The sequence below is a fragment of the Flavobacterium sp. GNP010 genome (genome assembly GCF_056428945.1).
Window position 1 is genome coordinate 15427 of record NZ_JBWJVK010000017.1, and the last position, 26659, is coordinate 42085.

25 protein-coding genes and 1 pseudogene are annotated in these 26659 nt (G+C 33.4%); 21 read left to right on the forward strand and 5 right to left on the reverse strand.

Going from position 1 to position 26659, the window contains the following annotated elements:
* The first annotated feature begins 1 nt into the window (after window position 1).
* From AC061C_RS08855 to AC061C_RS08865, 3 genes are all read left to right on the forward strand, one after another.
* Complete coding sequence (locus AC061C_RS08855; protein WP_478290869.1) at window positions 2–334, forward strand: HipA N-terminal domain-containing protein; 333 nt, start codon at window positions 2–4, stop codon at window positions 332–334.
* A gap of 25 nt (window positions 335–359) precedes the next feature.
* Window positions 360–1283, forward strand: coding sequence for a HipA domain-containing protein (locus tag AC061C_RS08860; protein WP_478290870.1), 924 nt, complete (start codon window positions 360–362; stop codon window positions 1281–1283).
* Between the two features lie 759 nt (window positions 1284–2042).
* Window positions 2043–2420 carry a helix-turn-helix domain-containing protein gene (locus AC061C_RS08865; protein WP_478290871.1) on the forward strand — a complete coding sequence of 126 codons (378 nt, stop codon included), beginning with the start codon at window positions 2043–2045 and terminating at the stop codon, window positions 2418–2420.
* A 613-nt stretch (window positions 2421–3033) separates the two neighbouring features.
* On the opposite strand, the gene AC061C_RS08870 is transcribed toward AC061C_RS08865, so the two are convergent.
* Entirely contained in the window at window positions 3034–5430 is a 2397-nt protein-coding gene (locus tag AC061C_RS08870; RefSeq protein ID WP_478290872.1) for a TonB-dependent receptor domain-containing protein, read from the reverse strand.
* 177 nt (window positions 5431–5607) lie between these two features.
* On the opposite strand from AC061C_RS08870, the gene AC061C_RS08875 reads away from it, so the two are divergent.
* Window positions 5608–6684, forward strand: a complete 1077-nt coding sequence (locus AC061C_RS08875; protein ID WP_478290873.1) for a sensor histidine kinase — start codon at window positions 5608–5610, stop codon at window positions 6682–6684.
* On the forward strand, window positions 6672–7394 hold the full coding sequence (locus AC061C_RS08880; RefSeq protein WP_478290874.1) for a LytR/AlgR family response regulator transcription factor: 723 nt from the start codon (window positions 6672–6674) through the stop codon (window positions 7392–7394). Before AC061C_RS08875 ends, AC061C_RS08880 begins: the two co-directional genes overlap by 13 nt.
* A gap of 240 nt (window positions 7395–7634) precedes the next feature.
* Here AC061C_RS08880 and AC061C_RS08885 read toward each other — a convergent pair whose 3' ends face one another.
* The gene (locus AC061C_RS08885) at window positions 7635–8525 is read right to left on the reverse strand and encodes a YitT family protein (RefSeq protein WP_478290875.1); all 891 of its coding nucleotides are present in this window, start codon (window positions 8523–8525) and stop codon (window positions 7635–7637) included.
* A gap of 174 nt (window positions 8526–8699) precedes the next feature.
* On the opposite strand from AC061C_RS08885, the gene AC061C_RS08890 reads away from it, so the two are divergent.
* The 12 genes and pseudogenes from AC061C_RS08890 to AC061C_RS08945 all read left to right on the forward strand — a co-directional run bounded on the left by AC061C_RS08890 (window position 8700) and on the right by AC061C_RS08945 (window position 18099).
* Window positions 8700–9098 (forward strand): hypothetical protein, encoded by a 399-nt coding sequence (locus tag AC061C_RS08890; protein ID WP_478290876.1) that lies wholly within the window; start codon window positions 8700–8702, stop codon window positions 9096–9098.
* Window positions 9095–10993, forward strand: a complete 1899-nt coding sequence (locus AC061C_RS08895) for an adenylate/guanylate cyclase domain-containing protein (RefSeq protein ID WP_478290877.1) — start codon at window positions 9095–9097, stop codon at window positions 10991–10993. Before AC061C_RS08890 ends, AC061C_RS08895 begins: the two co-directional genes overlap by 4 nt.
* A 160-nt stretch (window positions 10994–11153) precedes the next feature.
* On the forward strand, window positions 11154–11780 hold the full coding sequence (locus AC061C_RS08900) for a Crp/Fnr family transcriptional regulator (protein ID WP_478290878.1): 627 nt from the start codon (window positions 11154–11156) through the stop codon (window positions 11778–11780).
* Between the two features lie 73 nt (window positions 11781–11853).
* Complete coding sequence (locus tag AC061C_RS08905; protein WP_478290879.1) at window positions 11854–12006, forward strand: hypothetical protein; 153 nt, start codon at window positions 11854–11856, stop codon at window positions 12004–12006.
* 588 nt (window positions 12007–12594) lie between these two features.
* Entirely contained in the window at window positions 12595–14013 is a 1419-nt protein-coding gene (locus AC061C_RS08910) for an MBL fold metallo-hydrolase (protein ID WP_478290880.1), read from the forward strand.
* A gap of 25 nt (window positions 14014–14038) precedes the next feature.
* Window positions 14039–14248 (forward strand): annotated as a pseudogene (locus AC061C_RS08915) (rhodanese-like domain-containing protein); the annotation flags it as partial.
* A gap of 168 nt (window positions 14249–14416) precedes the next feature.
* Complete coding sequence (trxA, locus tag AC061C_RS08920; protein ID WP_395046456.1) at window positions 14417–14722, forward strand: thioredoxin; 306 nt, start codon at window positions 14417–14419, stop codon at window positions 14720–14722.
* Complete coding sequence (locus AC061C_RS08925; protein ID WP_478290881.1) at window positions 14719–15024, forward strand: DUF202 domain-containing protein; 306 nt, start codon at window positions 14719–14721, stop codon at window positions 15022–15024. Before trxA ends, AC061C_RS08925 begins: the two co-directional genes overlap by 4 nt.
* 105 nt (window positions 15025–15129) lie before the next feature.
* Window positions 15130–16650, forward strand: coding sequence for an MFS transporter (locus AC061C_RS08930; protein WP_478290882.1), 1521 nt, complete (start codon window positions 15130–15132; stop codon window positions 16648–16650).
* 74 nt (window positions 16651–16724) lie between these two features.
* Window positions 16725–16910 (forward strand): hypothetical protein, encoded by a 186-nt coding sequence (locus AC061C_RS08935; protein WP_478290883.1) that lies wholly within the window; start codon window positions 16725–16727, stop codon window positions 16908–16910.
* Window positions 16911–17021: 111 nt separating this feature from the next.
* On the forward strand, window positions 17022–17591 hold the full coding sequence (locus AC061C_RS08940) for a YeeE/YedE family protein (RefSeq protein ID WP_478290884.1): 570 nt from the start codon (window positions 17022–17024) through the stop codon (window positions 17589–17591).
* Between the two features lie 10 nt (window positions 17592–17601).
* Window positions 17602–18099 (forward strand): DUF6691 family protein, encoded by a 498-nt coding sequence (locus tag AC061C_RS08945; protein WP_478290885.1) that lies wholly within the window; start codon window positions 17602–17604, stop codon window positions 18097–18099.
* Window positions 18100–18558: 459 nt separating this feature from the next.
* On the opposite strand, the gene AC061C_RS08950 is transcribed toward AC061C_RS08945, so the two are convergent.
* From AC061C_RS08950 to AC061C_RS08960, 3 genes are all read right to left on the reverse strand, one after another.
* Window positions 18559–19179 (reverse strand): YciE/YciF ferroxidase family protein, encoded by a 621-nt coding sequence (locus AC061C_RS08950; protein WP_478290886.1) that lies wholly within the window; start codon window positions 19177–19179, stop codon window positions 18559–18561.
* A 384-nt stretch (window positions 19180–19563) separates the two neighbouring features.
* Window positions 19564–20613: a response regulator gene (locus AC061C_RS08955; protein WP_478290887.1), complete on the reverse strand. Its 1050-nt coding sequence runs from the start codon at window positions 20611–20613 to the stop codon at window positions 19564–19566.
* Window positions 20610–21797, reverse strand: coding sequence for a PAS domain-containing sensor histidine kinase (locus AC061C_RS08960; RefSeq protein ID WP_478290888.1), 1188 nt, complete (start codon window positions 21795–21797; stop codon window positions 20610–20612). The genes AC061C_RS08955 and AC061C_RS08960 overlap by 4 nt, the downstream gene beginning before the upstream one ends.
* Window positions 21798–22043: 246 nt before the next feature.
* Here AC061C_RS08960 and AC061C_RS08965 point away from each other — a divergent pair, with 246 nt between their 5' ends.
* The 4 genes from AC061C_RS08965 to AC061C_RS08980 are packed head-to-tail and all read left to right on the forward strand — an operon-like array spanning window position 22044 to window position 26576.
* Window positions 22044–22700 (forward strand): BON domain-containing protein, encoded by a 657-nt coding sequence (locus AC061C_RS08965; protein ID WP_478290889.1) that lies wholly within the window; start codon window positions 22044–22046, stop codon window positions 22698–22700.
* Between the two features lie 15 nt (window positions 22701–22715).
* Window positions 22716–23114, forward strand: a complete 399-nt coding sequence (locus tag AC061C_RS08970) for a hypothetical protein (protein ID WP_478290890.1) — start codon at window positions 22716–22718, stop codon at window positions 23112–23114.
* A 59-nt stretch (window positions 23115–23173) separates the two neighbouring features.
* Window positions 23174–24220: a glycoside hydrolase family 130 protein gene (locus tag AC061C_RS08975; protein ID WP_478290891.1), complete on the forward strand. Its 1047-nt coding sequence runs from the start codon at window positions 23174–23176 to the stop codon at window positions 24218–24220.
* Window positions 24210–26576, forward strand: a complete 2367-nt coding sequence (locus AC061C_RS08980; RefSeq protein WP_478290892.1) for a glycosyltransferase — start codon at window positions 24210–24212, stop codon at window positions 26574–26576. The genes AC061C_RS08975 and AC061C_RS08980 overlap by 11 nt, the downstream gene beginning before the upstream one ends.
* Window positions 26577–26659 lie beyond the last annotated feature (83 nt).

Consider the following 26659-nt stretch of genomic DNA (forward strand, 5'->3'; position numbering starts at 1 on the left):
TATGAGAAATGCAGCCGTATATTACAAAGAATTTTTGGCGGGCATTCTCACGGAAACGGACGACGGGGAATACACCTTCGAGTACGATGAAAAGTATGTAATGGAACATCCCAAAGAAGGAATCACCTTGACGATGCCGGTACGATCAAAAACCTATATCGACAAACGATTATTTCCTTTTTTTGAAGGATTGATCCCAGAAGGATGGCTTTTGGATATTGCATCCAAAAACTGGAAAATAAATCCTAGTGACCGTATGGGATTGCTATTGGCCTGTTGTCAGAACTGCATAGGAGCGGTTAGTATTCAACCAATATCGAACGAAAATGAGTAAGAACTGTCTATATTGCTACAAACTGTTGGAAGACAATAATGTTGGTGATTTTCACGAACAATGTAGTCTGGAGTTTTTTGGCACCAAACAACCGCCGGCATTCGAACATTCGCTTCAACAAATGGCAGAATTGGCCAAAAACGTGGTGGAACGGAGTGTAGCAGTTCCAGGTGTACAACCAAAACTATCCCTATCCATCGTGAATGACGCTCTGCAGGACGGAAACAAGGGTCGTCTTACCGTTGTCGGAGCCTTGGGAGGAAATTACATTTTCAAACCACCATCCGACCAATTTCCGGAGATGCCCGAAAACGAGCACCTGACGATGCGTATTGCAGAAGCATTCGGAATAAACACCGTGAAGTCAAGCTTGATCAAATTGCAATCAGGTGAACTTTCCTATATCACCAAACGCATCGACCGAACAGACGCGGGAGAGAAAATCCATATGCTCGATATGTTCCAAATCACGGAAGCTTTTGATAAATACAAAAGCTCAATGGAAAAAGTAGGTAAAGCCATAAACGAGTATTCAGACAACACGCTGTTGGATAAATTGTATTTTCTGGAATTGGGTATTTTCAGTTTCCTCACCGGGAACAACGATATGCACCTGAAGAATTTTTCGATGATCTATTCTAATGAAACCTGGACATTGGCTCCAGCCTATGATCTGTTAAACGTGGCCATTGTAAATCCTGACGACACCGAAGAACTGGCCCTAACGATAGAAGGTAAAAAAAGAAAACTCAAATGGGAAAATTTCGAAAGATTGGGCATCAACCTCGGACTTAACGAAAAACAAATAAAAGGAATTGCAAAACGCATCCAGAAAAACAAGGCCGTCGCCCTCCAATGGATCAATAATTCATACCTGTCAGAGGAATACAAGGAAAAATACAAGAACCTATTGGAAGAAAGATACCATAGCTTGTTTCGGCGGGAATAAACGCATCCTTTTTTTGATTAATTTTACTTCAAGAAACTTTGGCCAACAGTACTTTAATGTATCTCAAAGCCTACTCAAAGCTATAGATAGAGTATGAAAACAGAAAACAAGAGGTTGTGTATCTACCCGAAGGACATACAACGCATTACCGGAAAGAGTTACCGTCAAAGTATTAGATTATTACAGAAAATGAGAACGAAGCTAAACAAGCTCGAAAATGAGTTTGTATCCATCGAGGAATTTTGCCAGTACACAAGCTTAAAAATTGAACAGGTTGAACCATTGATAATTGGTTGAAAATTATGGTTGAGGTGTTCAAATTTTAAACTTTACCTGTTTAATAAATAATAGTTAACGTGTTCATATTTTGACAAATAACATCACATTTTTAGAAGTATTTTTTGTAAATTTACATTCATCAACACAGCTGAAAAACTGTAAAAATTTGAAGGGGCACATGTAGGGGCACTTGAATAAAAAAACAGATATAGAAATCTATATATCAACCACATAGCAAAGAGTTTTCAATCCCTCTTTCTCCGCTCTAATTCGGGAAGCCCCATTAATAAAGGCTTCCCGTTTTTTTTTGACATTTTTTACACAAAATGTACACAAAATATACCATTCCAAAATTATTTAAGAATCAAAAAGGCTGGTATGCTTAGTTCAAATATGACGGAAAACAGTTTAGAGATTTTTAGAGATCAAATATGAATTGTTTCATCTATAAAAATAGTATTCATTTTTATTAAATCGATTATGCACAGATTAGATGTAATTGAAATTAGAAAAAATTTAGGCATGACTCAGAATGAGTTTGGATTGCTTATTGGAGTTGATAGAAGGACTGTGATTAATTATGAACAAGGCAAGAAGATACCACAAACCAAAATAACTCTTTTAGAGTTAATGCTTGCTAATGGATTGACAAAATCTAGTCAAGTAGTTCATTCAAAAAAAGAAGCAGGTCCTTTGATAAATACTAAAAATTTACTTGACGATATAGAGTCATTAAAAGATCATATAAAAACATTAAAAGATTTGGTTACTGATAAATCAAAGCTTTCTGAAATGTATATAAACGAGAATGCTATGTTAAGAGAAAGGATCAAAACATTGACAAATAACGATGATTAGTATCGGTAAAAATGCACACAAAATGCACACAAAAGCATCTAAAAAGTGGGTTTTTACAAAACGCGAACCCCTGTAAAAACCAGTAATTATTTTTAATAATGTCACATTTGAGTTCCCCTCTTTTTCCGCCAGTAACACTAGTTATCACGTGTTATAGAAATCACACCCAATTTTACACTCTTAAATGTAAAATTGGGTTTTTTATTTTCATAAATTAAACTATTCTTGAAAAAGCTCAAAAAGCAAAAGTTTCAATTAAATGTGGATACTTTTTTCTTTCACTTACTATGGATATTTTAGAAAAGCTAAATTGGAAATGCAATTAAAACTGCAATTTAAGTTAAGTTGTTACGGATTACTGAGCTTGCATCTCCGATTACTTATTAATTATTATGGAGCAGGCAATGATACAGAAACGTACCAGAAACGTATGAGACTGTGACAATTCAGGACCTGAGTTTTTAGTTGAACAAATTCCAACGTAATACAGAAGTTGAATTAAATTTTCAAAAACTAAAATACTTTGAACTGATCAGCAACAACATTTAGACTTGATCCATTTTAAATCAGTGTCTTGCTATAATTTAAATAACTTAATCATAGGGATACAATATTATAACCTTTTGTTTTCCTCCTCTATACTTGAGTTTCTTTTTGCCGTTTTTGCATCACTATTACCAAAATTATAACTGATATTCACTCTAAATTGTCGGCTTTCATAACCACCGTTACCAGCAATATACAAATCACCAAACTGTGTTGTTCCAGACCACGGTGAAGTGAAGAAGACATCGCTAAGTGCTAAACGTACATTGACTTTGTCTTTAAAAATCTTTTTTTGCAAAGCCAAATCTAAGGAGCCCAAGCTCAAGGTTCTGTAGGTGCCTCCCCAAACAGATGGCGAACTGTACCAACCTGATACTTCTAATTTTATTTTGTTAGGCAACGAAAAAGTGTTTTGACCATAAAAATTAAAATTGTTTTGAGTTATAGAAACAAAATTAGCATCATTGCCTTTGTAAGAACTGTTTGAAGCAGATACATTAACAAATACATCCCACCATTTTTTTGGACTAAAAGGATAGGAAACACCCAGGTTCCACACTTCTTGATTGGCAACATTTCTTGTGGTTATAAAATTTTTGTTCGTGCCTTCGGCTTGTGTGATTTGAGCAAAAAAGTCTTTGATAAAACTATAACTCAATGAGGTGGTTAAGGTGTATTTGTATGTATGCGAAATTTTATAATTATCAGTATACTGTGGTTGCAAAAACGGATTACCACGTGAAAACGACAATTCGTCCAGTTGCATTTCAAACGGATTTAAGGATTGGTAACTTGGTCTTTCAATACGCTTGCTGTAATTGATAACCCAAGCATTGTTTTGATTGTGATTATAGGTCAAACCAGCACTCGGAAAATAATTAGTATAATTTCTTTTTACCGTATTGTTTTGGTTGGCTTGGGTGCTAATAAGTTCGCCCTTAGATATGGTTTGTTCTGCTCTCAATCCTATTTGAAAAGCCATTTTATCCCACTTTCTGTTGTAGTTAAAATACAGGGCGTTGATGTTTTCTCTGTATTTAAATTTATTGCTTCTGTTGGTATTGAGTGTTTCAGTATTGTTCTCCACGTCATAAAAGTCAAAGGTATTGTCTGTACGCACCACCGAAGTTTTAAACCCAATACCCAATTTGCCTTTCATGAAATTTTGTTCATAGTCACTTTTAAAACTAATGATATCGATGCCAATAGGCGTATTCATTCTATAAACAAATTGGTCTTGAACCATAGTTTCATCGCCATTGTAATACGTATTAGGTTGAAAATTATCACGCTTTCTGTTGTATTTTCCGTAATCAAAATCGGCATTCAAGGTATGTCCTAAAGTATCTGTATAACGGTAATTCAAATTGCTTTGTATGTTATAAGTCTTGGATTGTGAATTGCTTTGGGCAACTAAAACCTGATCTGGTGAGGTATTTCCTTGCGGTGTTATGGGTGTTCGGGTATTTCCATTGGCATACGAATTATTAAAATTGGCATTGACAACAAACCCAAAAGTGCTTTTTTGGGTTACATAATAATCCAAACCTGTTTTGATATGATTGGTTTTAGCATTAGAAATATTTGTTGTTTTTGAATCAAAAATAGTATTGGATTGTCTTCTGTACAAATTGATAAAACTATACGAATTGTCAAACCTGTTGCTATAAGAGCCAAATATATTGGTCTTTTTGCTACGATGGTTCAAAGAAAGTGAGCTATCATATTTGCCAAATCTACCAATCCCATAACCTAAAGCAACGCTTCCGTTAGTGCCAAAACGCTTGTCTTTTTTGAGTTTGATATTTACTATTCCTGCATTTCCAGCAGCATCATATTTTGAGGAAGGTTGGGTTATAATTTCGATACTATCCACATCTGAAGACTGAATGGATTTTAAATTAGCATTCAAATCCTGCCCTGATAAAATACTTGGTTTACCGTCAATATATATTTGTACACCTGTTTTTCCTTCTACAATCAAATTATCATTATTATCAATCACAATGCCTGGTGCTTTTCTCAACAATTCAAACGCGGTAGTTCCAGTGGCACTCAATGTGTTTTGAACATTAAAAATAGTTTTATCTGCAAGAACTGTGATGACTGATTTTTTATTCACAATAACAACTTCTTTGAGTTGGTCTGCTTTTTTTTCTAATTCAAATGGCAATAAAACAATCGATTTGTCTGTGACATCAAAATTTTGAGACTTAAAATCCTTAATAGTAATTCCAGAAATAATGATGTAAAACGAACCTGAATTTATAGCATCAAAATTAAAAGTACCTTCAGTATTTGTAGTAGTACTTCTAATTATCAAATTAGTAGTGTTGCTGTAAAGTGAAACCGTTAGATTGTCGGTTTGTTCGTTAGGAACACTTGCTTTTCCACTAATCTCTAAAGTTTGGGCTTGTAAACCAAGAGTAAAAAGTACTATAATTAATGACAATGTTATTTTCATAACTGTAAGTTTAGATTGCAAATATTTAATTTTCATAACTATGTGACAATCTTTTTCCGACGAATTAAAGAATACTACGATAGATTGCAAAAAATCCATTCGTCGATAAATAAGTCAATCTGCCGATAATTGTTGTTTTGTAAATAAAAATGTTTCCTATATTTAACTAAAAATAAAATGAATACAAGTTTTTTCAACAGCACTTTTTTTGGCATCCGCTACAAAGTCATTTTGTTGGTTTTTTTGTTTTATTTGTTCTTTATGTTGTCTTATTTTATTGCGCTTACAACTAGTTTTTCGGATTATGCAAAAGAAGACTCCCAACTTAGTTTGCGCAATTTAATACCAGAAACTTTTGATTATTTTCTCAAATTCATTGTGACCATTCCCATTTGGTATTTGATATTTAGAAAATTAAAAAATAAATCGCTGTATTTTAGATTGTGCATTCACATTTTTACTTTGCCACTTTTTATATTGGTTTGGAAAGCCATTTTTTACTTCGTTTTAGAATCATTTGGGTACAACCATCTTAGAGGTTCTAGTCAAGCGTGGGATATTTACATACCTGGATTGTTTTATTGTATACAATTTGGCGTTTTGCATGCTTATGAATATTACAAAACCAACGAAGAGCAGCAAAAAATTCAATCAGCACTTCGGGAAGCAGCTTTAAAAAATGAGTTGGCAGCTTTAAAAAGCCAATTGAATCCGCATTTTTTATACAATGTTTTTAATACCATAAACGCATCAGTACCTAAAGAGTTAGAAAATACCCGAAATATGATTGCAACCTTGGCTGATATGTTTCGGTACCAACTGCAAGCATCACAATCCGAATTAGTGACTGTAAGAGATGAAATTAATTTTGTAAAACAATATTTAGAACTTGAAAAAGCTAGGTTTGAAGACCGATTAGAAATTGAAATTGATATTGAATCAAATATTCTTGACGAAGCCATTGTGCCAATGATTATTCAGCCTTTAGTAGAAAACGGAATCAAACACGGGCTGTCTCCATTGATTGAAGGCGGAAAGATCAGAGTTGAAATAAGAAAGAATGTCGATACGCTATATTTTACAGTATCAGACACTGGCGTTGGCGTTGCAGATAAAACAACGCTTTTTGGTACAGGTATCGGATTGACAAATACGAAATTAATTCTAGAAAAAATGTACAACTCTACCTTAAAGATTACAGATAATTTTCCTCGAGGATTAAAAATTGAATTTGAAATTGTATGCAAAAAGTAATAATTGTTGATGATGAATCTTCTGGAAGAAAACTCATCAAAGAATATTTAGAGCATTATCCCGACTATTTTATTGTGGGCGAAGCCAATAATGGCGTCGATGCCGTAAAAATAATTAATGAATTCAAACCAGATTTGGTTTTTTTAGACATTCAAATGCCGGGTCTTACTGGATTTGAAGTAATTACTTATCTTGAAGAAATTCCACAAATAATTTTTTCAACAGCCTATGACAAGTACGCTTTAAAAGCATTTGAAGTTCATGCTATTGATTATTTATTAAAGCCTTACACACAGGAACGGTTTAAAATGGCGATGAGCAGAACAAGTAATACGATTGAAAAATTACTTCCATTAGCCGAAAAATTACTAATTAACAAACCCAATTATCCGGATAGGATTTTGGTTCAAACTTCAAAAAAACTCATTACTATTGCGGTGAAAGACATTATTAGAATTGAAGCCTATGGTGATTATTCTAAACTTCATGTAAAAGACAATTGTTTTTTGAGCAATTTTGGGATTACTACATTAGCCACAAAATTGAATCCAGAGTTGTTTATAAGGGTACACCGATCATCAATTATCAATATTAGTTTTATAAAAGAACTCTCTAAAACAAGCAGTAGTTTTGATGTTTTAATGTCTAATGATGATAACGTAAGGGTAAGCCGTGGGTATTTAGAAAACATAAAAAAATTAAAATATTAATTTTATTTATGATACCATGCATCCCTCTAATTTAATATTATAAGCGGTATTGATTCAGTTTAAATATTGATTACTAATAGATTACACCTATTTTGTTAGGATTATAAAGTGTTTGCACTATCAATAATTACAACGGTTAGGTATTACTGCGGGTTGTATTGACATATTCATTTTTGATTTTTTAGGATAGGGTATAAGTACTCACTTTCTTCATTGAATCTAGTAACATAATTCGTTCCTTTAAGAATGTTTTTGCTTATTTCTTAGAATGCCGCCACTCGCTTCTTTGATGTATTGAATAAACATAAAAGCTTTAGGATCTAATTTTCTTATTTCATCTTTGATTCTAAGTAATTCAAGTCGAGTCACTACCGTTACAATGATATCACAGTCCGTTTTCATATAAAAAGTTTCTGGTAAATAGCCGCGCTCGCCTTTAATTACTGTAATCCCTTTTCCGAATTTTTTTACGATTAGCGCCTTAATATCTTCACTTTTAGATGAAATGATGTTTAAGGAAGTATATTGTTCTAAACCATGGGCAATATAATCAAGTGATTTTATGGCCGAAAAATAAGTAACTATCGAATATAATGCGGTAGCAATTCCAAAATACCAAGCAGCAGCCAGAAATAATAAGCTGTTCAGAGCAAAAATCACTTCTGAGACATTAAGCCCAATTTTTCGGGTAGTTAACAAGGCAAGAATTTCCACACCATCCGCTGTTGAACCACTTCTAATACACAAACCCATTCCAATGCCAATAAGACAACCACCAAACAGCGCAATTAAAAGATTATCTGTAGTAACGGCATCGATCTGTACAAAGGTCATTGCGGCTGCTATCAATAAAAATGTGATCAAACTTTGGATGGCAAATGTTTTTCCCAGCAGTCTTTTCCCTAAGAACAAGAACGGTAGGTTTAAGCTAAGCACCAGTATTCCAAATGGCAAATGAGTGATTTCATGCATAAGTATAGAAATACCTATAATCCCACCGTCTAAAAATTTATTTGGTATCATAAAGCCTTTTAATGCCAATGTAATAAATGCGACACCCACTAAATTTAAAACAATATTTTTAGGATGAAATATTTCCTGCCAGTCGATAGGTTGATGTTCAATATTCATAAAGAAGAATTTGGATTAAAATCCTTTAAATATACTACTTTATTTTGTAAATATTGATTATATTTGTCTAATAACTAGAATGTTAGCTTTTATTTCGATTCATTGGTTCCCCCAGCCATTTTTTAATGAATAGTTTTCTCAATTAGATTTTATTAACCTTTAAATATATCAATTATGGCAGAAGTAATCGTAACACTAACTGTTGACACAAGTCAAATTACAGTGCAAAATACTGATCTTTTTTGTGATTTCGGACAAGGTCCAGGAATCAGTAATGAAGATTTTTTAATTCAGGTCAATGCGGGGGATACAATCACCTGGCAAGGGGTTTCTAGCGTAACGCCATTAGACGAAGTCAATATTACCAATATAAATCATAGTGGCGGATCTAATATTTTCAATCATGATAAACTGCCTGGAAATGGGCGTCATCCCGAAAAAGTTTCCGGCGCTGTTCGAAACAACGCCAAAGGTGAAACAGAAAAATACACCATACTGTTTAATGTTTTTAATAATGGCAATAGACGACCGGGTACTTTTAAAATCGATCCGAAAATACAAGTTAATCAATGATAGAACTACCCTTGTTTAAATATTACTTTACAGTTTCCCTTTTTGTATTTTTTTTTCATTACAATATTTCAGCCCAAGAGCAAAAAGTGGCAGATAGTCTAGTGAAAATTTATCAGGAAGGGAATCTTGATAATGCTGAAAAATTAGAATTGCTTAGGAATTTGTCTTTTAATGAAGTGAATAATCTCAGGTTATCCTTAAAATACGCTGAAGAACTGATAGCACTTTCCAGAATAGAAAAAAACTATTTATATCTGCATCGAGGCTATTTTCAAAAAGGGAATAAACTTAGACTATTAGGAGAATTGGATAAATCGCTAGATGCTTTTTTCAAGAGTGAAGCGGTAGCATCAAAAGCTAAATACATCATAGGACAAGGGACTGCATATTCTTCAATCGCGGATGTATATTCAGTTATGGGGAATTCTAAAAATTCCCTACTATACTACGAAAAAGCGATCAAATTATTACGAAAAACAGACAATTCAATTGGTTTAGCATCCGCTTTACTCAACGCGGGTGACGAATATTCAAAAAATAAGAAATATGATTTAGCTTTGCGTTATTTTAGAGAATCAGGAGAAATTTTCAAGAAAGCGGGTTACTTAATTGGTACAGCTTATAACTTGGGAAATATAGGAATGGTGTATGCAGAGCAAGGAAAGGACGTATTGGCAAAGAATTATATTAGTCAATCCATAAAAATGCTTGAAGAACTTAAGGATTATTATGCCATTTCAGATTATCTGACGTACATGTCTGATATTTATTTAAAACAGAATGATTGGACTACAGCACTTAATTATGCACAAAGAAGTCTGGAACTAGCCCAAAGATATGGGTTGAAAGATCAAATCAGTACCTCAAATCTCAAACTTTCTGAGATGTATCAAAAAGCCCGAGATACTGCTGAATCCTTTAAATATTATAAAAATCATATCGTTTATAGGGATAGCATTACTAATCTCAAATCTGTTCAGCAAATGGCTGATTTACGAACGGATTATGAAGTTTCACAAAAACAGTCTGAAGTCGATTTACTAAATCAAGGGAAAAAAAACCGTCAGATTATGGCAATTTCATCTGCTGTTTCAGCGATACTTGTTTTTTTATTAGCCTTCGGAATGTACAGACGTTATAAATTCATAAAGAAAACAAATGTTATTATTGAAGAACAAATGAACCGGTCAGACCACTTATTGCTTAATATTCTTCCCGAGGAAACAGCGAATGAGTTGAAACAAAATGGAAAAGTACTAGCCAAAAAATTCGAATCTGTAACAGTTTTATTTGCTGACTTCGAAGGATTTACACATTACTCGGAAAGGTTATCACCAGAGAAATTGGTAGAAAGTGTGGACTATTATTTTTCGAAATTTGATGAAATTATGGCGAAATATGATTTAGAAAAAATCAAAACGGTAGGAGATTGTTATATGTGTGCGGGAGGATTACCGTTTGCAACAAACGATCATGCTTCTAAAATGATTCATGCCGCTTTTGAAATCACCCAATTTGTTACGGATTCAAAAAATAATAATCCTCTAAATCATACCCGTTTTGAAGTACGCATCGGAATTAATTCTGGACCAGTTGTAGCCGGAGTCGTTGGAACTAAGAAATTTGCGTATGATATTTGGGGAGATACGGTTAACATTGCATCTCGCATGGAAAATAATTCAGAACCTGGTAAAATTAATATATCTGAAAACACCTACGAGTTGATTAAAGAGGCTTTTAACTGTGAATATAGAGGCAAAATTGAAGTTAAAAATAGAGGAATGATGAAGATGTACTTCGTTAATGATTTTACATGCGAAAATAAAATGCTTGATCATAAAAACTTGCGAACTACCCAACACGAAACAATTGTTTTTAATAATAAAAGTAAATGAGGATATGAATAATTTGAAAAAAAATTTATCAATAAAGAAAATGTCTAAAAAATAACCAATGGTTAATTGTTTCAATTGATTATTTTAAAAAATTAAATTTGACTAATTTTGTTACAACTTGATTAATCTAAATTACTCTATTTAGTATAAACTGCACAAAATGATCCTAAACCTTAAAGAACGATTCCCATCGTTTTCGAATGCACTTATAGAAGATATAAATTCCAATGCACTTGATCAATCTTTTGCTGCAGGCGATGTCATAATGAGAACAGGTCAGTATATAAAAAATACAGTATTAGTTTTGAGCGGAAGCATCAAGATTTATCGCGAAGACGAAGATGGCGGAGAGTTTTTTATGTACTATTTGAAACCAGGTCAAGCGTGTGCAATTTCTATGATTTGTGCTTCAAAAAATGAACAGAGCCAAATTATGGCAAAAGTGGTAGAAGATGTAGAATTGGTTATGGTTCCTTTATCACTCATGGATAAATGGATGATGCAACACCGTAGTTGGTACGAATTTGTAATTGACACCTACAGAAGTCGTTTTGAAGAAGTATTAGAAGTAGTCGATAGTATTGCGTTTAGAGCGATGGATGAACGTTTAGAGTTTTATTTAAAACGACATAAAGATGCTTGCGGTTGTGCAGATTTAAAATTATCACATCAAGAAATTGCTACCGAATTAAACACCTCTAGAGAAGTAATTTCTCGATTACTCAAAAAATTAGAACAACGTGGTGCGTTAAAATTGCATCGTAATCACATCGAACTTTTAAAATAAAACACCTATGTGATAAAAGTTACAAATTGTGAAATTTAAACTGTCAATATTTGCAGGATAAAATTTTACAATTATGGAATACATAGGTTCTTTTGCATCAATACGTATTGGTGTTGCGCTAGGGCTAATAGGAGGTGGTGGCTCAATATTAACTGTCCCAATGTTAGTTTATTTGTTTGCTATCGAACCTGTTGTAGCAACTTCTTACTCATTATTTATTGGTTGATTTAACTAGCGGTGCTGGTTCTGTTGGCTATTTCAAAAAAGGATTGGTTAATATAAAAACGGTTATGTTTTTGGAATCCTATCAATTATAGCTGTTTTTACAACTCGTACTTTGATTGTACCAGCGATACCAAAAGAAGTTTTTACAATTGGCGATTTTGCTGTTACCAAAAGTATTTTAATTACTGCAGCTTCTTACAGCATGAAAAAAAAGATAAAAAAACTAATGTTGCTGACAACGAAGAAGAACAAAAATTAAATTATCCATTAATAGTAATTGAAGGTGAAGTTGTCGGTATTTTTTCAGGATTAGTAAGTGGTGTGTGAGTGTTCATAAACATTCTAGTATTAGTAATTTTTATTCACAATTTCTGACTGTGAAATTATCGGAATAGTAGCCGGAACGGCTTTATCCAAAAAATAGATGGGGCAAAATTAAAACCTTATTTTGGTTGGTTTTGGTTATCAATATCATAATCAAAGAATTATTTTTTCCTTAAATAAAGGTTATGTGATAATTGTTACAATTAAAGCAAAAATCAAATACTAATTTTGTTTTACAATATTAAAAATAGTAAACAACAGTACAATGAAAATCGAACAAATATATACAGGATGTTTAGCTCAAGGAGCTTATTATATCACATCCAATGGAGAAGCAGCAATCATTGACCCTCTTCGTGAAACTCAACCTTATATGGATAGATTAGAAAAAGACGGGGTAAAATTAAAATACATTTTCGAAACCCATTTTCACGCCGATTTTGTTTCAGGTCACTTAGATTTAAGCAAAAAAACAGGAGCATCTATCGTCTATGGTCCACATGCTAAACCTGACTTTGAATTCATTTCAGCAAAAGACAATCAAGTTTTTGAAATTGGAAATATCAAAATAAAAGTATTGCACACGCCAGGTCATACAATGGAAAGTACCACGTATTTATTAATTGATGCTGATGGAAATGACCACGCCATTTTTTCTGGTGACACCTTATTTTTAGGTGATGTTGGTCGTCCTGATTTGGCACAAAAAGTAGCTCACATGACACAAGAGCAATTGGCTGGATTGTTATTCCATTCCTTGAGAGATAAAATTATGACCTTGGCTGATGACGTAATTGTTTATCCAGCGCACGGTGCCGGTTCGGCTTGCGGAAAAAATATGAGCAAAGAAACGGTAGGTACTATTGGTGACCAAAAAGCAACTAATTATGCCTTGCGCGCCAACATGACTGAAGCCGAATTTGTCAAAGAAGTTACTGATGGTTTATTGCCACCGCCAGCTTATTTCGGAATGAATGTAGCCATGAACAAAAGCGGAATTGAAAGTTTTGAAACGGTTTTCAATCAGGGGATGAAAGCTATCAAGGCTTCAGATTTTGAAGTGGTTGCTGAAGAAACTGGCGCATTAATTTTAGACACTCGAAATAATGGCGATTTTGCAAAAGGATTTATTCCACAATCAATAAACATTGGTATCGATGGCGATTTTGCTCCCTGGGTTGGTGCTTTAATTGGCGATGTCAAACAACCTATTTTATTAGTAACCGATTTAGGTTTGGAAGAAGAAACAGTAACACGTTTAACTCGTGTTGGTTTCGATAACGTGATCGGACATTTAAAAAATGGCTTTCAAGCATGGGCAGCCGCAGGATATGAAGTCGATACTGTAAACAGAATAACTGCCGACCAATTTGAGGCAGCAGTAAAAATTGGAGAAAGTAAAGTTATCGATGTCCGTAAAGAAAGTGAGTACGAAGCAGAACACGTCGAGGAAGCTTACAGCCGTCCTTTAGCAGCTATAAATGAATGGGTGAAAGACATTAATCCCGAAGAACATTTCTTTATGCACTGCGCAGGTGGATATCGTTCGATGATGGCTGCATCAATATTACAAGCACGTGGGTACAGAAACTTCTCTGAAATTGAAGGTGGTTATAATGCCATTGCAAAAACAACTGTTTCTAAAACCGATTTTGTGTGTCAAAGTAAAGTTTTAAAAGTATAATTTAATAATCATAAAAAAATAAGATATGGGAATTTTCAATACTATATTTGGCGGAAATAATAACGAGAAGTTAGTAACTATAGTAAAAGAAGGAGCGTTTTTGGTAGATGTCCGTTCTCCTGACGAATTTGCTGAGGGTAATGTAAAAGGTTCAACAAACATTCCTTTAGACCAAATTGCTGTAAACTTGGATAAATTTAAAGGAAAAGAAAACATTGTCGTTTTTTGCCGAAGTGGTAACCGTAGCGGTCAAGCCAAAAGTATATTAGAACAAAATGGTTTTGTAAATGTTACTAATGGGGGCACTTGGCAAGATGTGAATACTATATTTAAAAAAATAAGCACTTTATTTACTATTGGTTTTGGTAGCTATGGCTGTTCAATTCCAAAAAAAAACAAGAAAATGAGTAATTTCAATGACATTATAAATTCTGAAAAACCAGTTTTGGTAGATTTCTTTGCCACTTGGTGTGGTCCTTGCCAAATGCTTTTACCTGTTCTAAATCAAGTGAAGGAAAGTCTTCAAGATCGTATTACGATTATTAAAATAGATGTAGACAAAAACCAAACATTGGCACAAAAATACCAAGTTCGCGGAGTTCCTACTATGATGCTTTTTCAAGACGGTAAACAACTATGGCGACAATCTGGGGTTCTAACCAAAGAAGAAATAATCAAAATCATTCTTGATAAAACCAACTCTAAATGAACAACCAAAAACCTATCAACAAAGATTTAATTTTAAGAGAAAAATTGGCATTACAACGAACTGTACTTGCTAACCAATCTACTTTTTTAGCATTTTTGCGAACTGCAATGTATTTTCTAATTGCAGGTTTAAGTCTAAAAAATGTATTAAAAATCGAAAATAGTATTGCCATCGAAATAGTTTTATTTGCAGTTTCGGGAATTATTTTCATAATTGGAATTGTTAATTATTTCAAACATAAAAAATCAATTTTAGAGAACAAAAAACACATAGGAGATTATCAATTAGAATATTATGAGTGAAGAAAAATATTGGATAGTTATTGGAGATTTACTACTTGGTCAAAACTAATTGGACAATAAATAGCAAGCCCAGACGGAATTGCTTAAGATTTTAAAAAGACAAAATTGAAAAAAGATAACATAAAACTCGGTCTAAAAGAAAATTGGAAACAATTTACAATACTGGTAATCATCAATGCTTTTGTTGGTGCAATGGTTGGAATGGAAAGATCGATTTTTCCAAAATTTGCTGAAGTTGAATTTGGAATGGCTTCCAAAACAGCTATTCTTTCATTTATAGTAGCATTCGGAGTTACTAAAGCCATTACGAATTATTTCACCGGAAAATTAGCCAATCGATTTGGGAGAAAAAATTTACTTTTATTTGGTTGGTTTTTAGCCATTCCCGTACCTTTTATTTTAATAAATGCCAGTTCTTGGAACTGGGTAATTTTCGCTAATATTTTACTAGGCATCAGTCAAGGCTTGACTTGGAGCAGTACTGTAGTAATGAAAATAGATTTAGTTGGCGAAAAAGACAGAGGTTTTGCAATGGGACTAAACGAGTTTGCGGGCTATTTTGCTGTTGGAGTTGTCGCGTTTTTAACAGGGATTATAGCCGAAAAATATGGTGTAACCCCTTATCCTTTTTATCTTGGAATTGGAATTTCGATAGTAGGATTTTTGCTTACGCTACTTTTTGTCAAAGACACTCGTCATTTTGTACATAAAGAAGCTATTTCTAGTGCAGTAAATCCAGAAAAACTAAATAATGTTTTTATCGAAACTACTTTCAAAAACAAAACATTAAGCGCAGTAACACAAGCAGGATTGGTAAATAACTTAAATGATGGTATGATTTGGGGATTATTGCCAATCATTTTATTCACGATGCATTATAAAACAGCAAATATTGGAATTATAACAGCTATATATCCTACGGTTTGGGGAATTGGACAATTGTTTACGGGTAAAATGTCTGATATTTATTCAAAAAAGGCAATGCTTTTTTGGGGAATGTTAGTACAAGGTATTGCTATTATTGCCATTCCTTTTTGTAGTGTTTTTTATCAATTAGCATTAGTTTCAGGACTTTTAGGTTTTGGAACGGCTTTGGTTTATCCAACTTTTTTATCGACAATTGCAGGTGCTACTAATCCTTTTCAAAGAGCAGAAAGCATTGGTGTTTTTAGATTATGGAGAGATTTAGGGTACGCTATTGGAGCAATAATTTCGGGAATTACAGCCGATGTATTTGGAATAGAATATGCCATTTATTTGATTGGAATACTAACAATAATTTCATCAATAATTATAAAAGTGAGAATGCCAAACGACACCAAAAAAAGCATCGATTGTATAGAAGTAGAAACGGTGAAGGAACTAATTGGAAATAATATAATCGTTCAAATAATTGATGTTCGTTCTAAAGAGGAATTTGACAATTATCATATTGAAGATGCAATACATATTCCTTTGAATACTTTAAAAGAAAATAGTGTTTTATTGAACAAGAAAAATCATTATGTAACTGCTTGTGGCAAAGGCGGTGGTCGATCTATAGACGGTGCAAAATTACTATCCGATTTAGGATATAAAGCCAATTGGCTTTGCGGTGGAACAAATGAATGGATGGATATAAAATAGTTTTAAAAATAGATATAAATGATACCTAAAATAGGGTGGTTGTTTGAATAGTATAAAAACGGCACTACTAAAAATTGAAAACGGAACCGAAGTCGAAATCGATAAAAGAAACAGATACCATTACTGTTATTTTTGATACAGATAGAGCTGTTTTTGTAAATATATTATCGACCTTGGGTTATCCCGCAAAAGGACATGACACACTTTTACATAAAGGAAAATCTTTTGTGAGTTGCGTTGTTGTTGGTAATTTAACTTAATAAAATAGTAAAAAAAGTGTTTGAGAAATCAAGCACTTTTTTTGTTATGTGACAAAGGTTACAAACCAGGTCTTTTTTTTAGTTCAAATTTGCATCATAAAATTTTAAATTATGGAAATTATAGAATTCATCAATCAACCTTGGGCTTGGTACATTGCTGGTCCATTAGTAGGTCTTACCGTACCAGCATTATTAATTTTAGGAAACAAGAATTTTGGTATTAGTGCTAATTTACGTCATGCTTGTGCCGCTTGTTTACCTGCAAACATTCCGTTCTTTAAATACGATTGGAAAAAAGAAATTTGGAATATGTTTTTTATAGTTGGGATTCTAATAGGAGGTGTAATTGCTTTTCATTTTTTGTCCAATCCGAACCCTATAATCATCAATGACGATCTAAGGACAGAATTAGCAACTTATGGTATTACACACATTGACGGAATGTTACCATCAGAAATTTTCTCTTGGGAAAATCTATTCACAATCAAAGGATTTTTAATGATGGTTTTGGGAGGTTTTATGATAGGTTTTGGCTCGCGTTATGCCGGTGGTTGCACAAGTGGACACGCTATTTCGGGTTTGTCAAATCTGCAAGTACCATCACTAATTGCTACTTGTTGCTTTTTCATAGGCGGACTACTAATGGCCAATTTTATTCTTCCTTACATACTTTCACTTTAAAAAATACAATATGAATAATATAGATCAAAATACAGATTTTGAAACACGTTCTTTAGACACAATTTGCATCAACGAAAGTCATTTAGAACACAAATGGTACCACAACATTAAATACCTAATCGTAGGTTTATTGTTCGGCATTGTATTCATCAAAGCCGAAATCATCAGTTGGTTCCGCATTCAAGAAATGTTCCGTTTTCAATCCTTTCACATGTATGGTGTTATTGGTAGTGCTGTTGTGGTGGGAATGATTTCTGTTTTTCTTATCAAAAAATTCAATATCAAAACCATTTATGGAGAAAAAATAGAATTTCACGATAAAAAATTCAACAAAGGTCAAATAATTGGCGGACTTATTTTTGGTTTAGGTTGGGCTATTACTGGAGCGTGTCCTGGTCCAATCTTCGCTCAAATAGGAACTGGAGTAACCGTGATGATTGTAACCTTATTCTTTGCTATTGTTGGGACTTGGGTATATGGTTATTTTAGAGATAAATTACCTCATTAATAGTATTAGGAAAATAGTAGCATGATGACATTGAATTGAAAAACATTCATCTATAACAAATATCCCGATCGCTCGGATTTGCAATCCATGACCATTTAGTATGGCGCTAAAGTAAGAAAAAAATTGTATGTTATAAAAAGTCGGTCTTGACAATTGGAATGCGCATGGATTTCAAATCCGTGTTTTCGGAACCAATCAATTCTAGTAGCCTATCAAAAGGATGTAATACTTCAAGTTTCAAAACAATCTGCTTTTAAATATCTTGAAATTGTCCTGCTCTTTAACAGTCTTTCCTGTTCTTGAATGTGGAATAGTTGGTAGCTTACATTTGAGAAAGATCGATTTTCAAAACTTTTTGATAATGAAAATAGGAATCTCAAAAAAAACTAAAAAAAAAACGCCCAATCAATGATTCGGGCGTTTTTTATCACGGTAAAATTCGTGATGAAGTACATAATATTATTTATGGCTTTCGTGTGCAGCGTCTACATTGATATGAGAAACAGCTATTTCTGTTAATTTTACGTCAGCATTTTTCTCTTCTTCAAGTGTTTTTGCAAGAAGCAAGGCGGCTTTTGTTTCACCAAGAGTTACTGCATATACTCGTAAAGTACCATAAGTTGCTATCTCATAGTGCTCTACTTTTTGTGCTGCGGAAATCATTGCGGCATCACGAACATCTCCAACTTTAGTTTCTTCGATAATTCCTTCAGCCTCTTCAAGTAGTCCCGCCATTGCATCGCATTTCTTGGCAACTGCTTTGAGACCCAAAGATTCAAATATTTTCTCCAAACGAGTAACGTGCTCTTCGGTCTCTTTCAAATGACTCTCGAACGCATGAATTAATTTTGAAGCCGTTGCATTTTTTGCCATTTTAGGCAATGCTTTTGTTAATGCTTTTTCTGCCCAGTAAATATCTTTTAAGCCGTCTTCAAAAAAATCTCTTAAGTCTTTTGCTGCATCAGGTTTAGCTTTTACAACATCTTTTTTTGGCTCATCGTTTTTTTTCTTGGCAGTTGTTACTGTCTTTTTTTTCTCTGCATCACGAACTTTTTCTAGCTGATCTGTTGTCGTTTTCATAACTTTTAAATTTAGAAATTAATTATGTTATTAGTTGAAAAACAAATTTAAAGATTAGTAAAATGGATCATCTACACAATTATATTAAATAGTTACAAAATTCACATTGTTAAACATTTAGCGGACAGGATAGCCAAGATTATAGCTAACTGTACAAAACAAATTGCAACTACATGAGGTAAATAATAACAGAAAACCCGATCAATAAAATTTGCAATCCGTGACTACATAGTATATCGATAAATTGAGAAAAAATTAGAGGATATAAAACATCGGTCTTGACAATTGGAATACGCAGGGATTGAAAAGCGTGTTATCGTAAATTGCAAAACATTCATTTAGACCAAGTACCCTTAACCCAAGTTTGCCGTGTACGTCATTTCACTAATTCCTCATCTTACTCATTTTATCAGGATTCAGGATCTTTAGGGTACTCCCTTTTTTCTCAATCAGTCCTTCATTTTTAAATTCAGTTAGTGTGCGGCTTACTGTTTCTGCGGCTGTTCCTGATAATGCCGCTAAGTCGTCCCTGCTAACGCTTAACGTCTTTATTCCATTTTCGTGTTGTTTGTATAAACGTAGAATCGCTTCTGAAATCCTTTTCCGAACAGATTGGTAGGCAAGCTGCAAAAGATACCCGTCCTTTTTACGAATTTCATGGGATAAGATTTCAAGAAATTTCCCTGCAACATCTGGATACAGTCGCAACATTTCATCAAATTGCGTTTTAGGAAAAAAACACAAACAACTGTCTTCTAGTGTGGTTGCGGTGTCATCGTATTCATTATTAGAAAGAATAGTGTTGATGCCTAAAAAATCTTCTGCTTGGTAGATGCCTGTCATCAATTCCCGGCCATCTTCTGCCATTTTCATGGTCTTAACTTTGCCTGAAATTACAAGGTAAATACCCGTGGCATGGTCTCCCTCATAATGAATAATCTGGTTTTTTTTGAAGAACCTAGTTTTTCGCTCGGATATAATTTTCTTTAATTCAGTCAATCCATTATTTTTTGACACAAGGTGATCCAAATTCTCCAATGATTTACTATGATAAAGGTCTTGACAGTCTTTTTTCTTCAACCTGGTTTCGATAGCATTTAAAAGTTCTAACCTGCCAAATGGTTTTGTCAGATAATCATCGGCACCCATTTCCATTCCTTTACGCAAATCAACTCGTTCTGATTTTGAAGTAATGAAAATAAACGGAATAGTTGTGGTTTCTGGATTTTTATGCAGAAGGTATAATACGCCATACCCATCTAGATCTGGCATCATTATATCAGAGAGAATAATATCGGGTAAATCCATCGTAGCCATTTCAACTCCTTGTTTGCCATTTTTGGCCACAATCACGTCATAGTCTGCCAATTCAAGAATTTCAACTATATTTTCACTTATTTCTATGTTGTCTTCTATTACCAATACTTTGCTCATTTCATTGAAAATGTTAGGGTAAATAATGTTCCTTTATCTATAATACTGCTGTATGAAATAGTACCCTGCATTAGGGCAATATATCGGGCAACAATATTTAAACCGAGTCCAGTTCCAGGAATAGTACCGGTATTATGTGCCCTGAAAAACGGTTCAAATACATGTTGCTTATCTTCTTCTGGAATTCCTATCCCTTCATCTTGTACTTTAATAATACAGTGGGTATCATTAATTTCAGTAGTAAAATCGATATTTGAAGTATCTCCAGAATATTTTATAGCATTTGTAATTAAATTAATAATGCTGTTTTTAAGTAAGTTTTGGTCCAGATTAATTAATTTTTGACTACCAAAATGTGTAAAATGTATTTGCTGTTCTCCTTTTGCAAGCAATTGCAACTCTTCTGTAATTTCTTCGGCTAATTGTACTAGGTCAAAACAAGTCTGATTTGCTTTTACCATACCTATTTCTAATTGTTCAGTGTATAAAAAATCATTTAATACAGTAGCTAGATTGGTCACTGCACTAATAATTTTACCGGCATGTTTAGTAATATTGGTATTTTCTAATGGTTCGGCATATTTTTCAATTAGAGATGCTGATAAGTGCGCAGTACTTAATGGGGTACGGAACTCATGTGAAGCCATTGATAAAAATCTATTTTTCAAGGTACTGAGTCTCTTTTCTTTCTCTAAAGTAGCGCTTACTTTTTCTTTTGATTTCTCCAGAGCACGTATCGTATCATTTAGGGTTTTAGTTCGTTGTTCTACAAGCTCTTCTAAATGGGAAGCATAATTTTTAAGGTGTTCTTCATCTTTTTTTTGTTGGCTCAGGTCATGTATAAATCCAGCATATATCCTTCTGCCTGCATAGTTGACTTCACTTACTCCTAGTCTGAACGGAAATTGGCAACCCTCTTTAGTTTTACCAATAAGTTCTGTGCCAATTCCTATATTATGAACATCTTCAGTCTCTCTACAATGTTGGAGGTAGTCAGTATAAGCCTCCCTGTCGGGTGCGGGTATCAGCATCGAGATATTATTTCCTAAAACCTCCTCTTCAGAATAGGCAAAAAGTTTACAAGCTGAAGGGTTTATACTTTCTATAGTTCCAAAATCATCAATAGTGATAATACCATCAATGGCGTTATGAACTAGGGCATGAAGTAAGGCAGCATTTTCCATAACTATTTATTGCAAAAGAGTATTGTAAATATGTAAATATGATCTTTTTACAGCCATAAACTATTACACAATTGTCAAAATATATTGCATAATTGACTCATCCATAATTTCACTTCCCTTGTAGGATTAATTAAGTGATATAAATCACTAATAGTACTGCTCATTCTCATTTCAATTCAATTGTATTTGTTCCAATTTTGTGTTGATACAGAATGAATGCAGCTTTTCATTCGCAACAAATAAAAAATGAAAACTGATGAAATTTTACAAAAGGATGTCAGCAATGCTTTAAAATGGAAATCGCCTATTTCTATTAGTAATATAATAGTAATCTCGAATGATGGAGTAGTTACACTTACAGGTGTAGTAGAAAATTATATAAAGAAGACACAAGCCGAAAATAGCACCAGAAAAATAGCTGGAGTAAAATCTGTAATCAATAAAATTGATGTGCTAATAAATAGCTGGGAAGGTAAAAAGGATGTTGCAATCACAGCCGAAATCCTTACCATTTTCAGATGGAATTGGCATACCGTAAACGACACAATCAAAGTAAGTGTTATAAATGGATGGGTAACTCTTTTTGGAGAATTAGAATGGAATTATCAGAAAGAAGCCGCTAAAGAGGCTGTTGTAAATCTTATTGGGGTCAAAGGGGTTAGCAATTATATTGGGATAAAATCACAAAGCGATACTGTAATTAATAGTACAGCGCTAAGGCTCGCATTAGAAAACCATCATGCTCTGGATTCACAAAATATTGAAATCGAGGTAGTAGATTCAAAAATAATTTTAAAAGGTACTGTTGATTCTTGGTATCAAAAAGAAATAGCAGGACGCATAGCATGGAAAACACCTGGAGTTATACATGTTAGTAATGAGTTAGTAATGGAAGCGGAATAAACCAAAAAAATAACAATGAAACCAATAAAAAAATTAGGCATTTGTATGAATCATGCCCATGCACATCTTATCGAATTTTCGGATAAAATAAAAAACACAGAAACAGTTTCACTTGATTTTGACCATCAGGATACCGATGAAACACTACATCGCAGTGAAAGTGAAATGCACAATAAACAACAGCAAAGATTAAATGGCTATTATAAAAAATTGGCAGCTACTATTAAGGATTTTACTGAGGTAGTTCTGTTTGGTCCTACTACTGCAAAGTCGGAATTATTTAATTTTTTAAGACAAAATCGTCTTTTTAACAGCATAAAGATTGATGTGATACATGCTGATGAAATGTCTGATAAAAAACAACTTGAATTTGTTCGAGAGTATTTCAAGAAGATTGATGTTACAATTTTATAAATAATTTCAATGCTACTCTATTTTTTAAAATGGGTAAAACATATTAAAAGAAACAATAAATGATACAAGTCAAAAAAGAAGGCGTACTAATAGAAAAAACGATTATACCGTTTGAAAATGAAGGAGTACTAAATCCTGCAGCAATAAAAGAGGGCGATTTTGTTCATCTTTTTTATCGAGCAGTGCGCAAAGGCAATCATTCAAGCATAGGGTATTGTATACTAGAAGGTCCTTTATTAGTTGTGGACAGAAATAAATCACCTATTTTGTTCCCCGAATTTGACTATGAAAGTCATGGAATAGAAGACCCAAGGATAGTAAAAATAGAAGACACCTACTATTTAACGTATACCGGTTTTGATGGGATTAATGCTTTAGGATGTCTTGCTATTTCAAAAGATCTGATTCATTTTGAAAAAAAAGGAATTATAGTTCCACAGATTAGTTTTGAAAAATTTAATAGCCTTGCTGGAATGGACGTTCCTCTCAATGAAAAATATTTCCGCTACAACAGGCATAACGTTGAATTGGAGAAGCATCCAAAAAAAGCACTGCTGTGGGACAAGAATGTGATTTTTTTTCCTAGGAAAATAAAAGGAAAATTTTACTTGTTACACCGGATTAAACCCGAAATTCAGATTCTTGTTGGTATTGAAGATTTAAATGATTTAACTGAACTTTTTTACGACGATTACATGGTCCATTTTAATGACCATGTTGTACTTACTTCAAAATTTGATCATGAAATCAGCTATGTTGGCGGTGGTTGTCCTCCTATAGAAACAGATCAAGGATGGTTAATTATATATCATGGTGTCAAGGATGGTCTGGATGGATACGTTTATTCGGCCTGCGCGGCTTTACTGGATCTAGAAAACCCTAGAAAAGAAATCGCTCGCTTACCGTATCCTTTATTCAAACCAGAATTAGAATGGGAACTAAAAGGGGAGGTAAATAATGTTTGCTTTCCGAGTGGGGCAGTAGTTTTTAACGATACATTGTACATCTATTATGGTGCTGCAGACGAAAGAATTGCTTGTGCTTCGGTCTCTTTTTCAGGATTAATCAATGAATTATTACTTAATAAACTACACGATGATAAATAAAATAAGATCAAATCGCAACAATGGATATTTAGGTCAAAATGGCAAATTTTTCAGCTTGGATAAAGTTTCAGTAATAGATAAGGAGAAATTGCCCGAAATTTTATTTATCACTACTTATCCACCTCGTGAATGTGGGATTGCAACCTATTCACAAGATTTAATTTTGGCATTAAAAAATAAATTCCAAAACACTTTTGATATTAAAATTGCAGCTCTGGAAACGCAAAACAATACGTATTCTTATACTGATGAGGTAACTTATTTTTTGGAAACGGATAATAAAATCTCTTATACTAAACTCGCAAATACCATTAATGTAAATCACTCCTTAGAATTGGTATTGATTCAGCACGAATTTGGTTTATTTAAAACCAATGAAGCAGATTTTATCCTTTTTTTAAAAGCGATAAATAAACCTATTATCATTGTTTTTCATACGGTACTGCCTAATCCAGATATGCAACTGAAAAAAAACATAGCCGAAATGAATGCTATTGTTGACTCTTTTATAGTAATGACCCATGCATCTGCAAAATTATTGGAACAGGATTACGGGATTTTAAAAAACAAAATTACTGTCATTCCGCACGGAACACATTTGGTAAAATACATAGATAAAGAAGCTTTAAAAGAAAAATACAAATTATCTGGCAGAAAAATAATTTCTACATTTGGTTTGCTCAGCTCTGGAAAATCTATAGAAACCTCATTAGATGCAATGCCAGTAATGATTGCTAAAAATCCTGATATCCTATTTTTGATTATAGGCAAAACACACCCATCTGTTGTACAAGAAGAAGGCGAAAAATACCGTCAAAGTCTGGAACAAAAAATAGAAATACTCGGACTTCAGCATCATGTAAAATTCATTAATACGTATTTGCCGCTCGAGGAATTACTCGACTATTTACAACTAACAGATATTTATCTTTTTACCTCAAAAGATCCAAATCAGGCTGTAAGTGGTACGTTTTCTTATGCTATAAGTTGTGGTTGTCCAGTGATTTCTACTCCTATACCACATGCTGGAGAATTATTAATGAAAGGCGGAGGTAATATTATTGACTTTGGAAATTCAGTGCAATTAGAAAAACAAGTAGCCATTTTATTAGATAATCCAAAGTTATGTAAGGAAATTTCAAATAATGGGATTCATAAAATGGCACCAACAGCTTGGGAAAATTCGGCTATTGCACATACTAAATTATTCGAAAAATTTTTGCAGAAAAAATTAAAGCTAAATTATAGAACACCTAAAATAAACCTGAACCATTTCAAGGCATTAACGAGTCCATTTGCAATGATACAGTTTTCGATTATTAACCAACCAGATTTAAATAGTGGGTATACGCTCGATGATAATGCAAGAGCTTTAGTAGCGATGTGCCAGCATTTTGAATTAACAAATGATAGTGACGACTTAATCTATATCGATCAATACTACCAGTTTATCCACTTTTGCCAGCAAAAAGACGGCACATTTTTGAATTATGTAAACGAACAAAAAAAATTCACAGACCAAAATAGTGAAAACTTAGAGGATTCTAACGGAAGAGCTATATGGGCTTTAGGATTTATGATTTCTATGAGCAATTTGTTACCCAAAACATTAATCTTAGAAGCAAGAAAAACAATGCAGTCTGCTTTAGCTAATACTCATAAAATGCACTCCACAAGGGCAATGGCTTTTACAATAAAAGGAATCTATTACGCAAACAAAAAGGAAATAAGTTTTGAAAACAAAGTACTGATAAAACTATTGGCAAACCGATTGGTTCAAATGTACAAACACGAATCAAAACCAGGCTGGCATTGGTTTGAGAGCTATATGACGTACGGAAACAGCATTTTACCCGAAGCCATACTTTGTGCTTATCTGGCTACAGGCGAAGTGATTTACAAAGGAATAGCAAAAACGTCTTTCGATTTTTTACTATCAAAAACAATTACCGAAAACAGTATTAAAGTAATTTCTAATAAGGGATGGTTGCACAATAACAAAGCAGTTCATAAAGAAGTAATTGGAGGCGAACAACCCATTGATGTAGCCTATACTATCTTGGCATTGGCTAAATTTAATGACACTTTTAAAAATAATGCCTATTTACAGAAAATGGAAATGGCTTTCAGTTGGTTTCTTGGGAACAATCATCTCCAACAAATTATTTACAATCCCTGTACTGGTGGATGTTATGACGGTCTGGAAGAAGATTATATCAACCTCAATCAAGGTGCAGAATCAACTGTAAGTTATCTTATGGCAAGACTTACAGTCGAAAAATGCAGACGAGAAATGCAATACAATAAGACAAATACGCTTCATAGTCATAATCATAGTTTGATAGTTGCCAATTAGAACGCATTTATAAACAAGTATATTCATAAAAAGAGTTTTCGCCACAGATTAAAAAGATTTTTTAAAATTATATAACGAATTAA